Raw genomic sequence first — 13,390 nt, forward strand, 5'->3', positions numbered from 1 at the left:
CGCATGGCCCGCCACATCTACCGCTGTCCCCTCCGCTGGTCGGACATGGACGCCTTCGGGCACGTCAACAACGTCGTCTTCCTGCGGTACCTGGAAGAGGCGCGGATCGACTTCATGTTCCGGCTGGCGCCGGGGGACGGGTCGCCGTCCTTCTCCGGCGGATCGGTCGTCGCCCGGCACGAGATCGACTACGTGCGGCCGCTGGTCCACCGGCACGAGCCGGTGGTCATCGAGTCCTGGGTCACCAAGATCTCCGCGGCCTCGCTGACCATCGCCTACGAGGTGAAGGAGGCCGACGACCCGGCCACGGTGTATGTGCGGGCCGCCACGGTCGTGGTGCCGTTCAACCTCCAGGAGCAGCGTCCGCGCCGTATCTCCGCGGAGGAGAAGTCCTTCCTCCAGCGGTACCTGGACGACGGCACGGGCGACCGTGCCGCCGCCGGGGCCGCGGCGGAGGACAGCCCGGAGGACGCCCTCGTCGCATGACCGCGCCCATGCCCGTACCCGTGCAGAGCCTGCGTCTCGCCGACGCGAGGGAGGCGGACGACCTCGCCGCCTTCCTCGCCCGGCTGATCCACTACGACCGGGCGGCCGCCGTCCGGCTCGTCGGACAGGGCGGGGGAGCGGTCGCCGTCTTCGGCCGGCCGCCGTCGTTCGAGGTGCTCGCGATCCGCACGGCCCGCCTGGCGGAGCCGGTGGAGCTGGACGTCACCGTGTCCGCGGGTGAACTCCTGGAGTCGGTGCGCGGCGCCGAGTTCGCCGTCCCCGGCGCGGTCACCGGCCCGCCCTGGGCCGGGGTGCTCCCGCCGCGCGGCGGCTGGGCCGAGGTGCCGGGCCTGCCCGGCGGCCACGACATGCGCGGCGCGGTGGCGGCGGCCGTCGCCGAGTTCCGCGCCCGTGACGAGGCACTGCCGGCCGAGCAGCGCACCCGCGCGGAGCGGGACCGCATCGGCCGGGAGATCTGGTCCCGCGAGGTGGGCGCCACAGGTCTGCCCCTGCGCGCCGTCCACGCCGCCCAGTCCCTGGGCTTCCTGCGCCCCGGCGCCCCGGTCGCCCTGTTCTCCTCCGGCGCGTGGCTGCGCCTGCGGACACCGTACGGCTCGGTGGCGGTGCGCCGGAGCGGCTTCGCGGGCTTGTCCGTGACCCCGCGCTGACGCTCGGCGCGGCGCCTCGCCTCCCTACGGCCGCGGCCGGTTCCCGGGGTCCCCCCGTGCTGAGTCCGTCCGCCCCGAGCGGGGTCCGCACCACGCTGCGCGCGGTGTCCTCACACGCCGGACGGGCTGAGTCCGTCTGCCTCGCGCCGACCCCGCACCACGCTGCGCGCGGTCGCCCCCATCGCCGGCGGGGCTGACACAGCCGGACCCGCATGGGAGTACCTCCCACGGCCGCAAGGCCGTAGGGGGGAGATCGAGGCGCGAGGGTGCGGGGGCGCCGCCCCCCGAAGGCGTCGCGGGAGCGGGGCGCCCCGGCCCGGGGGCCCGAGTCCGTGGCGGGAGCGCCCGCCTCGGGAGGCCCTCCCGTCCGAGCGCCCCCCCGCGGCCCCCGCCTCAGACTCCGTGGTCGTCGGGCCAGACCCCGATGTGGTCGGGTTCCAGTTCCAGGGCCACCCGGTCCCGCATCCCGAGGGACGCCGTGTAGTCGGCGGGGAGCTGGAGGCGGCCGGCGCGGTCGAGCATCGCGTACTCGCGGGCCACCACGGACTCCTGGCCGGTCGCCGCGTCCACCTGGGTGCGGCGCAGGACCTCGGAGGAGGTGCGGCCGTCGCGGATGGCGACCGTGCGGCGGACCTCGTCGGCGACCGCCTGGTCGTGGGTGACGATCACGATCGTCGTCCCCAGCTCCTCGTTCGCCCGCCGGAACGCGGCGAAGACCTGCTCGCCGGTCGCCGAGTCCAGCTCGCCCGTGGGCTCGTCCGCGAGCAGCACCGACGGGGAGTTCGCCAGCGCGACCGCGATCGCCACCCGCTGCTGCTGCCCGCCGGAGAGCTGCTCCGGCCTGCGGTCCGCGTAGTCGGCGGCGCCGAGCATCCCCAGCAGTTCACGGGCGCGTTCCGCCTTGCGCCGGCCGCGTCCGCCGCCCCGGCCGCGGAGCTGCATGGGCAGGGCGACGTTCTGCTCGGCGGTGAGGTACGGCAGCAGGTTGCGCGCCGTCTGCTGCCAGACGAAGCCGACGACCTCGCGGCGGTAGCGCAGCCGTGCCTTGGCGTCCATCGCCAGCAGGTCGCTGCCGGCCACCCGGGCGGCGCCCGCGGTGGGGACGTCGAGCCCGGCGAGGATGTTCATCAGGGTGGACTTGCCGCTGCCGGACGCGCCGACCAGCGCCATCAGCTCGCCCTCCTTGACGAGGAGGTCCAGCCCCTGGAGGGCCTGCACCTCCACCCCGTCCGTGGAGAACACGCGGACCAGCCGGTCGCACGTGATCAGGGCGTCGTGTCCGTAGGAGGGCCGGTCGCGGCGGGCCGCGACCCGCCGCTCCAGCTCCTCCAGCGTGGTGTCGGTCATCGCATGTCTCCTGCCCTGAGTTCCTTGACGGATCCGCGCCGCCCCGCCCACCAGGCCTGCACCCCGGCGACGGCTGCGGCCAGCAGCACCACGGCCGTCGCCGGCAGCGCCAGCGACCACGCGTCGGCCCGCAGCGACACGTCGTCCACGGGCGCCACGCCCGGGGCCGCCGCCAGTGCGAGCCGCACCAGGTCCACGCCCGGCGCCAGCAGCCCGATGGTGGCCCAGCCGACGAGCGCGCCGCCCGCCGCGGCGAGCAGCGCCGGCGGCAGCGCCTCCAGGCCCAGCAGGGTCCTGCCCTGCCGGGTGGTCAGGCCCATGGTCCGCAGCCGGGCCAGCAGCGTGGTGCGCTCCGGGGCCGACTGCAGCAGCGACAGCATCAGCGCCAGCACGGCGTAGCCCGCCCCGGCCCCGATCGCCGCCGTGTAGATGCGCTCCGCGCCGGCCTGCAGCGGGGAGTCGGTGAAGCCCGCCCGGGCCTCGGCGCGCAGCCGTACGGTGAGGTCCCCGCCGAGTTCCCGGGCGGCGGCCCGCAGGGCCTCGCCGTCCACCTGCCCGCCGGTCACCAGCAGCGCCGAGGGGGCGCGGCTTTCGAGCCGGGAGCCGTCCACGACGAGGAACTCCTTCGACGCGACGGCGGGCGTCCGCTCCCGTACCGCGGCGATCTCCACGGTGAAGGTGCCCGCGACCGCGTCGATCCGGTGCCGCCCGCTGCCCAGCCAGGCGGCGACGCCGGGGGAGGCCACGGCGCGCAGCACCTGAGGGTCCGCGCCCGGCCGGAGCGCGGCGGCGGGGAACTCGCCGAGATCGAGCCCGCGCGCCAGCGAGGCGTACGCGTCGGGGTCGGCCGCGACCAGGGACACGGCGGGCGCGTCGGCCTGGCGGCCGGCGGCGGGCAGCGTCAGCGCGTGCTCGATCTGCACCGCCGTCACCGAACGCACACCGGGCACGGCGCGGACGGCGCGCTCCGCGCCGGGGGGCAGGGCGACGGAGTCGCCCTCGCCGGACACCCGGGCGTCGGCGCCGGTCGCGAGGAGTGCCGCCCGGGCCCGCGCGTCGTCCACCCCGGCCAGCACCGAGCCGCCGAAGCCGGCCGTGGCCAGTGCCAGCAGCAGGGCCAGCAGCGGCAGCGCCCCGACGGCCGAGGAGCGGCCCGCCCTGGCGAGCGAGAGGTAGCCGACCGCGCCGCGCAGCCGCGCCGCCGGCCGGGCGGCCCAGCGCAGCGGCAGCGGGTAGAGCCGGACCAGGACCAGTGCGGCGATCAGGGCCACCAGCACCGGGGCGGCGCTGGTGAGGTGGTCGCCGGCGTCGGAGGTGCCGCGGCGGCGCAGCGCGGTCACCGCGCCCACGGCGAGGACCAGCAGGGTCAGTTCGGCGACGGTCCGGCGGCGGCCCGGCCGGGCCAGCGTCAGGTCGTCCCGGCCGCCGTGCGCGAGGGGCACCCGGTGCCCCACGACGGCCCGCACCGGCAGCGCCGCGCACGCCACGGCGGCCACCGCCGCCGCGGCCGCCACCGCGTACCCGGTCCGGGCGTCGTCGACGGCGAGCACCGCGAGCGCCAGACCGAGCGCGGCGGCGGGCACCGCCACGACGGCGGTCTCCGCGAGCAGCCGTCCGCCGATGCCCGCCAGCGATCCGCCGCGCGAGCGCAGCAGCGCCAGCTCGGCGCGCCGGCGCGCGGCGAAGAGTCCGCCCGCCATGGCGACCACGACGACGGCGACCGAGCCGATCCCGAACGCCGCGACCGCGACGACGGGGGAGATCGCCGACCGCATCGCCTCGAAGTCGCCGAGGACGCCGTCCAGGTCGGTGGTGACGTCCGCGTTCTCGTCGATCGTGTCCTTCAGCCGGATCAGGCCCGGCCCGTCCTCCAGGGCCGCGAGCCGCTCGGTCAGCTCCGGCACGTCCTGGGCGGTGAGACGGGCGGTCTCCGGCGCGACGCGCCAGTAGGGCTGCGGTGCGCCGAGGGTGCCGAGCAGCGCGGGGGCCGCGTCCGGGGCGAGCAGCAGGGCGGCCCGCCAGTAGACGCTGGGCGGGGACCCTGGGGTGGCGCCCAGGCCGGGGGCGCCCAGCACCTCGTTGAACGACCAGTAGCTCCCCTGCGGCGAGCGCGGCTCGACGATGCCGGTGACCCGCACCGTGAGCGCGGGCCCGTTCGCCCCGCCGACGTGGATCACGGAGCCCGTCTCGATGCCGAGGGTCTTCGCCGTCCGCGTGGTGACGGCCGCCTCGACCTCCGTGGTGCGGGAGGTGACGTCGCCGCCGGCCCGGGGCAGCCGCCCGTCGGTGACGGCGGAGTGCTCGGCCAGCCCGTTCTGGGCCACCAGCGTCATGTGCGGCGGCACCGCGTCGGGGCGGGGCAGCCAGGTGTCCAGGGCGGGCAGCGGCACGCCGGTCTGCACGCCGTACGACGACTCGCCGGGCACGGCGCGCAGCGGGCCGCCCAGGGCGTCCAGCACCTTCTCGTACGCCTCGGCCAGCGCCCCGGACCGCAGGCTCGCCTCGCGCGCCTCCTCTGACCCGGTGAGACCGGGGCCGGGCGTGGTCACCTCCAGCACGCTGCGGGTGGTGGGGGCGTCGGTGACCGTGTGGCGCAGGCCGCGGTTCTCGTAGGCGTCCACGGCGCGCGGGAACGCGGCGGCCAGGAAGGCGGTCAGCAGCACGAGCACGCCGAAGGCGGCGGCCGTGCCGGGCGCGGTGCGCAGCCGGGTCCGCACCCAGGGCGCGACGGGCCGCGGGCGCCGGGAGCCGGCCCCGGGGCGGGATGCGGGTTGCCTGGTCATGTCAGTTGTCCCCCTGGTGGCGCAGTGTCACCGCGGGGTCCGGGCGGCGCAGGGCGATGACGGCGACGATCAGCAGCGGCAGCGCCGCCACACCGGCGAGCAGCAGCGCGACCCGCCCCACGGGCAGTTCGACCAGGACCCCCGGCACCGGCTGGGTCGCCTGCCCGGTCAGCACGATCAGCGGCACGACCGCCCGTGTCAGCACGGCGCCCAGGGCCACGCCGACGAGCAGCGCGATACCGATCAGCACCCCCTGCTCCGCGGCCATCAGCCGGGCGAGCCTGCGGCGCGGGGCGCCGAGGGCCCGCAGCACCGCGAACTCCGACGACCGCTCGCGCAGCGACCCGGCGGCGCTCACCGCGAAGCCGACGGCGGCCAGGGCGGCGGCGACCACGGCGACCGCGAGCAGCGCCGAGCGGGGTCCGGCGCCCAGCGGGTCGCCGTGCAGCTCGGCCGCCGTCTCGTCGCGGACCAGTACCTGCGCGCCGTCCGCGTCCGGGAGCGCGCGCAGCGCCGCGGCCACGTCGTCGGACCGGCCCGGCTCGGTGGACAGCCACCACTCGGACGGGGTCAGCGAGGCGCTGCCGTCCTGGGCGAGGACGGCGTTGACGGTCCGGAAGTCCAGCAGGACACCGCCGCCGTCGGCGGCCGCGGCAGCGGTCCGGTCCGCGCCGTCGAGGGCGGCCGCGCCCGCGCCGGTGCCCGTCGTCGGCAGCCGCCGGACCACTTCCGCCACGGTGACCCGCAGGTCCCGGCCGCCGAACGTGAGGTCCACGCTCTCGCCGCGCGCCGCTCCGGAGGCGTCCAGGAACGCGTCGGTGACCACGGCGGGGATCTCCTCCGGCGCGGGCGGGCGCACGGCGTCGACGCGTACGCCGAAGTCCGCGGCGGACAGGGCGCGGCCCCAGGCGTCGGTGCCCAGCGGGTCGGGCGCCGCGGTCCAGCCGACGCTGAGCGGGGCGGCGGCCGTCGCCGCGGGCCGCAGCGCCACCGGCTCCCCGGCCGTCGTCCCGCTGCTCCCCTGGTACACCGCCTCCCAGCGGGCCTCCGATGCGCCGGCGACGGGGCGCGGGGCGCCGTCCTCCCCGGCGGCCAGGACGCGTTCGACGGTCAGCCGGTGCTTCTCCGCCCGCTCCGGGACGGGGGTGTCGAGCAGCCGTATCCCGGTCAGCGCGAGCGGCCCGGCCGGCGGGGCCTGGCCGCCCGACGCCGTGGTGCCCAGGTCCAGGGTCACCGGATGGACCCGGCCGTCGACGGGGACGGTGCCGGCGGCCACCCGGTGGGCGATGCCGTAGCGGTCCTCCAGCACGGCCACCACCGGGATCCGCGTCCCCGACGGCGAGGCGCCGCCCCGCACGCCCTCGGCCGAGATCCGCAGGTCGAGCACGGCACGCCGCGCGTCCTCGGGCAGCGGCAGACCGGGGCGGCCGCCCCCGGCCGGCTCCAGGGCACCGAGCACCGCGTCGAGGTCGCCGTCCGCGAGGTCGCCGCGCATCAGCAGACGGTCGCCCGCGCCCGTGGTGTCCAGCGCCAGCACCGTCGCGGTGCGGTTCGCCGACAGACCGACGGACGCCCGCACGGCGGGGGCCGCCGCGCGCACGCCGGGCAGGGCCGCGTACCGTCCGGCGTCGCCCGGCCCCGCCGTGCCGGTGTCCAGCACCCGCACCGAGGTGCCCGAGCGGAAGTCGGCCTGGTCGTCCTGCGAGCGGTCCCACGAGGCGCTCTGCCCGATCGCGAGCATGCCCATCGCCACCGCGAGCACCAGCAGCAGCACCGGGCCCGCGCCGCGCAGCGGGCGCCGGCTGAACTGCCAGCCCGCCAGCGCCAGCGGCAGACCGCGGCCCGCCGCCGCCCACCGCTCGGCGAGCCGGGCGACCGGCGGCAGCAGCCGCAGGGTCAGCACGGTGCCCGCCAGCAGGGCCAGCGCGGGCGCCACGACCAGCAGCGGGTCGATCCCGAGCTCGCCCTCCCGGTCGCCGCTCAGCGCACCGCCGCCGGCGGCCCCGGTCTGCCGGTCGAGCTGCCAGAACGCGACCGCCGCGACGGCCAGCAGCCCGAGGTCGGCGCCGGCCCGCACCGGGCCGGGCAGCGTGCGGCCACGGCCCCGCCGGGGCCCCTCGCCGCCCGCGCCGAGCGCGGGGGCCACCACGGCCGCGGCGCAGCACACCGCCACCGCGACGGCCACCAGCCACACCTGGGCGGCCGGCGCGTCACCGACCCGCAGACCGCTGTCGCCGAGCGAGGAACGGGACGCGAGCAGCCGGGTCAGCGGCCCCGCGAGCAGCGGCGCGCACACGGCGGCGGGCAGCGCGAGCAGCAGCGCCTCGACGGAGGCGAGCCCGGTGATCCGCCCCCGGGACGCGCCGCGCGCCCGCAGCAGGCCGGTCTCCCCGGCCCGCTCGCTGCTCAGCAGCCGGGCCACCAGCAGCAGGGTGTAGCCCGCGAGGACCACGAGCTGCACGGCCACGATCAGCAGGGTCGAACGGGCCACCAGCAGGGCCCGCTCGCTCTGCGCCAGCACCGTCGGCAGCGAGGTGCGCACCGTCACGGACCCGGCGAAGACGGGGTCCTTGCCGAGCGCCTCCGGCCCCGCGACGGCGGCCGTGTGCAGTGCGCCGATCCGGTCGGTGGTCATGGTGCGGAAGTCGGCCCGGGCGATCCACGCCGAGTCGCCCGTCCCGGTGCGGCCCGAGGCGAGCAGCCCCGGATCGGCGAACAGGGGCCCGTAGGTGGTGAAGACGGCGGAGCGCACCCCGCGTCCGGCGAGCGGGTCGAGCTGCCAGTACGGGTCGGCCGGGTCGGCGACCCGGTACACGCCGACGATCTCGGCGGCGAGCGGCTTCTCGGTGAGCCGGTCGGTGAGGTCGAGCCGTGCGCCCACCGTCAGGTCCAGCAGCTTCGCGGCCGCCTCCGGCAGGGCGACCTGGACGGGCCCGTTCGCGCCCGCGGGGCCCGGCAGCCGCCCGGCCACGATGTCGACCCGCGCCGGGTCCAGGGCGGCGAAGTGCGTGAGATCGGGTTCGCCCTTGCGCGCCTCGGGGCTCTGCAAGGACCGCGGCAGCGCGTAGGCGCCCGAGCGCTCCAGCTTGCGGACGGTGACGGGCAGGCCGTCGAAGGAGGCCGCGGCACCGCGGGCGACGGCCTCGTCGGCGGCCTCGCGGTGTTCGCCCGGGGTCCGGGCGCCGACGGTGAGGGCGGCGCCGGCCGCCTCCCGGGTGCCGAGGGTGTGGCGCAGGGCGGCGTCGCCGACCGATCCGGAGAAGGCGGCGAGCGCGGACAGCACACAGGTGGTCAGCACGACGGCGAGCAGCGCCGCGGCCAGCAGCAGTCTGTGCGCCCTGACGCGCAGCAGTACGAACCCCGTCACTCGTCCCCCGCCCCGGCCCGCTGCCCCCGGCCGGTCCGGCGAGGCGGTACGGGCGGGCCGCCCCTGAGTACTCCGGAGATGCTTTCAGAGGACACCTGCCGGGGGTAACCGCTTGCCGGACGACCTTGACCCGATCGTGACCGTTATCCGGCGCCCGGTGACCGGAATGTGTGGCTCCGTGAGCGCTGGGTGAGAACGTGGCTACTGATCCGGGGCGTTGACCATCGACGCGGCCGCGTAGGTCAGGTAGCTCCACAACTGGTGCTCGTGCTCGGCGGAGAGGCCCAGCTCGTCCACCGCCACCCGCATGTGCTTCAGCCACGCGTCGTGCGCCGCCCGGTCGACCGTGAAGGGGGCGTGGCGCATCCGCAGCCGCGGGTGCCCGCGGTTGTCGCTGTACGTCCGGGGCCCGCCCCAGTACTGCATCAGGAAGAGCACCAGCCGCTCCTCGGCGGGACCGAGGTCCTCCTCCGGGTACATCGGCCGCAGCAACGGGTCGTCGGCGACGCCCTGGTAGAACCGGTGGACGAGGCGTCGAAAGGTCTCCTCGCCGCCGACCTGCTCGTAGAAGGTCTGCTCCTGAAGCGTCCCGCGCGGAATCTCGTTCACCCGTCCATCGTCTCAGACACCCCGGCCGAGTCCTCAGGCCCTAGGACCCCTGAATCCCCCTTGATCCCGACCGGTCCCGCCCCGCCGCCGCGGGGCACGGCCGCCCCGGCGGCTCGCCCCGGATGTCCGGGCGAAGGACAGTGGAGACATGGCCGCACACGCCGGACCGCCGCACGGCCCGCGCCCCGGCGCCGGGGCGGATCCGTTCGCCCGCGCCGGCGCCGAGGCGCGGGCCGCCATGGTGCGCGAGATCGTCCGCGGCGGAGGACTGGCGGACCCGGCCTGGCGGGCGGCCTTCGAGGAGGTGCCCCGCCACCTCTTCGTCCCCAGCTACTTCGTGGTCGAGGGCGGGGTCTACGAACGGCTCTGGCGCGAGGACCCCGACCCGGGGCGGCGCGCCCGGTGGCTCAGCGGGGCGTACGAGGACGGGCCGCTCGCCACCCGGCTGCGCGACGGCGCCCTGCTGACGTCGTCGAGCCAGCCGTCCCTGATGGCGGTGATGCTCGACGCGCTCGAACTCCGCGGCGGCGACACCGTGCTGGAGATCGGCGCGGGCACCGGCTACAACGCGGCACTGCTCGCGCACCGGCTCGGCGACGACGCGGTCACCACCGTGGACCTCGACCCCGACATCACCGAGTCCGCCCGGTCCCATCTGGCCGAGGCCGGCCGCCGGCCCGTCGTGGTCACCGGCGACGGCGCCCGCGGCTGCCGTGAACGGGCGCCGTTCGACGCCGTCGTCGCCACCTGCACGCTGCCGTCGGTGCCGCCCGACTGGCCCGCCCAGTGCCATCCCGGCGCCCGTATCGTCGCCCCGCTCTCCACCGGGCTGATGGCGCTGCGGGTCGGCGCCGACGCGGACGGGCGGCCGAGCGCCGAGGGGCGCTTCCTGCGGACCTCCGCCTACTTCGTGCCCCTGCGCGGCGGCATGGGGGTGCCCGAGAACAGCGCGGGCGGACTGCCCCGCCGGGCGATCGAGAACGAGCTCTTCCGCTTCCTGCTGACGCTGACCGCCGACAGCCTCGACCCGCGCGAGGCGCTCTCCCTGTGGGAACGCGAGCACCGGCCCCGGCGGGACCGGTTCGGCGTCACCGTCCGCGGGGGCCGTCAGTGGGCATGGCTGGACGACCCGGAGGGTCCGTACGTCTGGCCGCTCGGCGGGCCGGAGGCGTGACGCCCCCGGCCCGGCGGGCCGGAGCCGTCAGCCCCGGCGGACGGTGATCGTCGTCCAGGCGCCCACGTGCACCCGGTCGCCGTCCTGGAGCGGGATCGGCACATAGGGCTGGATCGGGTCCTCGGCGCCGTTGAGCGTGGTGCCGTTGGTGGAGTTCTGGTCGACCACCGCCCAGCTCCCGTCCGGCTGCTGCACCAGCACCGCGTGCTGGTGCGAGACGCCCGGGTCCTCCGGGGGCACCGACAGGTCGATGTCCGGGGACTCCCCGGTCGAGTGCCGGCGGCGGCCGATGCTGACCTGGTTGCCCGAGAGCGGAAGCCGGTGCTCCGGCGAGTAGGCCGGCAGGTTCAGGCCGGTCGCCTCGGGGCCGCTGCGCTGCATCATCGCCATGAAGTAGTCGCGGTCCGGTGCGATCACGGCCGTCCAGCCGGCCGGCCCCTGCGCCTGGGACGGGAAGTGCGGCGGCTGCTGCCCCTGGGGCGCCCCGTGCGGGCCGCCCTGCGGCGGCGCCTGGTGCGGCGGCGGACCCTGGTGCTGCCCCGGCGGGGGCTGCTGCCCGAACGGCGAAGGGCTCTGCGGACCCTGAGGCGCCTGAGGACTCTGCGGACCCTGGGGGCCCTGAGGCGCCTGGGGGCCGGCCGGCGGCGGGGGCGACTGGGTGCGCGACGGGGGCGACAGCATCCAGTCGTCACCGCCGGTGTGCTGCGGCGGCGCGGGCGGCGACGGCTGCGGGTACGCGGGCGGAGCGGGCGGCCCGCCCTGCTGGAACGCCGACGGCACGGGCGGCGGGAACCCCTGCGGGGGCTGCTGCCCGCCCGGTCCCGGGAACGGACCGGGGGCCGCGCCCTGACCGGGGTTCGAGAACGGGCTCGGACCGGGGCCCTGGTCGGGGTTCGGGAACGGGCTCGGACCGGGGCCCTGGTCGGGGCCGGGACCCTGCATCGGGCCGGGGCCCTGACCCGGGGCGGGACCGGGACCGTGGCCGGGGCCCTGGGACGGGTCGTGGCTCAGCGGCTCCGCCGGGCGGTTCATCTGCGAAGGACGCGAGCCCTGGTAGTCGAAGGGGTCCCGCGGCGGACCGGGCGGCGGCCCGGGCTGCGCCTGGAAGCCGGGGGGCAGATTGAGCCCGGGCTGCGGCGGCGGGGAGATCGGGGTGTACGAGGTGGCCGTCTGCGTCAGGAAGTTGTACCGGCACTCCTCGCAGAACGGCGCCATCGCCTCACGCGGCGTACGGCACTGCGGGCAGAGCTCGGCCTGCGCCGTCGCGTGCGGGTCGCCGGCCGGTCCCGGAGGGCCGTCGGCGGGGCCGGGGTAGCCGTCGCCCCCGGGGCCCGGGTAGCCGTAGGCGGGAGGCGGCGGGGGAGGGGGCGGCGGTACGGCTCCGGCCGCGGCGCCGGGGCCGGCCATGCGGTGGCCACAGACCTCGCACCAGTCGTCGGAACCCGACTGGTGTCCGTTCGGGCAGGTCGGCATGTCGGCGCTTCCCCCTCTCCTTCTCCGGCCCGGGGGCCGTTTCGCGTCTGCTCGTGCGTGCTGTCGCGCGCGTTACTTCTTCACGCGAACGGTCTTGGTGGAGCGCGTCTCGAGCGTCATCTCGTCCGCGTCCGCGACCTTCGCCTTCAGTCGCACAGTACCCGTCGCCACGTCGACCACGTCCACCACCTTCGAAAGGAGTTTCGCAGTGTCCTCGTTGCCGGAGCGGGCCGCCAACTGCACGGCGCGGCCCAGTTTGGCCGTCGCTCCCCCTATGTCACCCGATTTGCGCGCTTGCAGCCCTTGTTGGATGACCTGGGCCAGTTCGGCCTGCCCGGTGTAGTGCGCCACCTGAGCGTTGATCGCCGTCGACGCGGCGAGGTCGTCCGTCCACACCGCGCGCACCAGGCCCTGCGAGAGGACCTCCGGAGCGCCGCCGCCGGGAGCGGGCGCGATCAGCGAGACCCGGGCCGCGAGCATCTCCTGCCCCACACCGGCCTCGGGGACCCGCACGCAGACGTGGTAGTCGCGGGACTCGTCGCCCCAGGACCCCGTCGGGTAGTCGCCGGCCCGCGGACCGGCCCCGGTGCGACGGCCGGTGAGGTCCTCCACGGTGGGCGCGACCTGCTTCACGAAGACGATCTCCACGCCGACCGGGGTCCACAGCCGCAGCGCCACGTCCGCGACCCCCTTGCCCATCGCCTTCTCCATCATCGAGGTGAAGTCGGCGGCCAGACCGGCCGGATCGGCGACGATGTCGGCGGTGCCCAGCAGCGCGGAGGCGATGCCGGTGACCTCCTTGACCTCCCAGTCCGTGCCCACCCCGCGGGCGTCGCAGGTGAAGCGGCCCGCGCACGCGTCCAGCGCGGCCCGCAGCTCCTCGGGCGACTCGTGCTCGTTGCGCCCGTCGGTCAGCGCGATGCCGTGCCGGATCGTCAGGTCCGCGGAGGAGAGCAGCCGGTCCGCCAGCCGCAGCCAGGTGCCGATCGCCGTGCCGCCGCCGGCGGTCAGCCGGCGCAGTGCCTCCTTGGCCTGTGCGCGCGTGGCCGGGCCGGCGACCGCGAGCCGGCCGTTGCCCGGGTAGACCTCGGTCGCCTTGTGGGTGCCCGCGACCACCGCGAACGCGACGCCGTCGTGCAGCGTGTCGACGGCGGCGGCGGTCGCGTCCCGGGCGTTGCGCATCTTCGTGGGCGGATAGTCCATCGAGCCGGAGCAGTCGACCATCAGGACCACGCCCGCCGAGGGCGCGGCCTGCCCCGGCAGGGCCGAGGGGGCCGATGTCGCGCCCGTCAGCGGGATGCCGCCCGTCGTGCCGCCGCCGGTGGACGTCACGGTGACGATCGCGTTGACCTCACGACCGCCCTCCGGGAGGTAGGCGTTCTGGTAGACGTCGACGGAGAACTGCGGCACCTGGGACTTGGAGAAAACGGCCATCTGATCGGCTCCTCGGGGCTCCATCGGGCAAGGACGCGGGGGCGGTGCG

The 13,390-nt window shown here is 77.0% G+C and carries 9 protein-coding genes; 3 read left to right on the forward strand and 6 right to left on the reverse strand.

Annotation, left to right across the window (positions count from 1 at the left end; all coding sequences use genetic code 11):
• Positions 1–3 precede the first annotated feature (3 nt).
• Positions 4–486, forward strand: coding sequence for an acyl-CoA thioesterase (locus JE024_RS22920; RefSeq protein ID WP_205375383.1), 483 nt, complete (start codon positions 4–6; stop codon positions 484–486).
• 8 nt (positions 487–494) lie between these two features.
• Positions 495–1,154 (forward strand): DUF8010 domain-containing protein, encoded by a 660-nt coding sequence (locus JE024_RS22925; RefSeq protein WP_205376684.1) that lies wholly within the window; start codon positions 495–497, stop codon positions 1,152–1,154.
• Positions 1,155–1,547: 393 nt separating this feature from the next.
• Here JE024_RS22925 and JE024_RS22930 read toward each other — a convergent pair whose 3' ends face one another.
• The 4 genes from JE024_RS22930 to JE024_RS22945 form a co-directional block, all read right to left on the reverse strand.
• Positions 1,548–2,501 (reverse strand): ABC transporter ATP-binding protein, encoded by a 954-nt coding sequence (locus JE024_RS22930; protein WP_205375384.1) that lies wholly within the window; start codon positions 2,499–2,501, stop codon positions 1,548–1,550.
• A complete protein-coding gene (locus JE024_RS22935; RefSeq protein WP_205375385.1) occupies positions 2,498–5,284 on the reverse strand; it encodes an FtsX-like permease family protein in 2,787 nt (928 codons plus the stop codon). The genes JE024_RS22930 and JE024_RS22935 overlap by 4 nt, the downstream gene beginning before the upstream one ends.
• Position 5,285: 1 nt before the next feature.
• Entirely contained in the window at positions 5,286–8,651 is a 3,366-nt protein-coding gene (locus JE024_RS22940) for an FtsX-like permease family protein (protein WP_205375386.1), read from the reverse strand.
• A gap of 201 nt (positions 8,652–8,852) precedes the next feature.
• Entirely contained in the window at positions 8,853–9,260 is a 408-nt protein-coding gene (locus tag JE024_RS22945; RefSeq protein WP_205375387.1) for a globin, read from the reverse strand.
• A gap of 148 nt (positions 9,261–9,408) precedes the next feature.
• On the opposite strand from JE024_RS22945, the gene JE024_RS22950 reads away from it, so the two are divergent.
• Positions 9,409–10,434, forward strand: coding sequence for a methyltransferase domain-containing protein (locus JE024_RS22950; RefSeq protein WP_205375388.1), 1,026 nt, complete (start codon positions 9,409–9,411; stop codon positions 10,432–10,434).
• A 27-nt stretch (positions 10,435–10,461) separates the two neighbouring features.
• Here the strand turns inward: JE024_RS22950 and JE024_RS22955 are convergent, their stop codons facing one another.
• Together JE024_RS22955 and JE024_RS22960 are read right to left on the reverse strand one after the other, a co-directional pair.
• Positions 10,462–11,907 carry an FHA domain-containing protein gene (locus JE024_RS22955; protein ID WP_205375389.1) on the reverse strand — a complete coding sequence of 482 codons (1,446 nt, stop codon included), beginning with the start codon at positions 11,905–11,907 and terminating at the stop codon, positions 10,462–10,464.
• A 72-nt stretch (positions 11,908–11,979) separates the two neighbouring features.
• Positions 11,980–13,341, reverse strand: a complete 1,362-nt coding sequence (locus JE024_RS22960) for a vWA domain-containing protein (RefSeq protein ID WP_205375390.1) — start codon at positions 13,339–13,341, stop codon at positions 11,980–11,982.
• Positions 13,342–13,390: the final 49 nt, after the last annotated feature.

Origin of the sequence: Streptomyces zhihengii (assembly GCF_016919245.1) — a bacterium.
GTDB lineage: Bacteria > Actinomycetota > Actinomycetes > Streptomycetales > Streptomycetaceae > Streptomyces > Streptomyces zhihengii.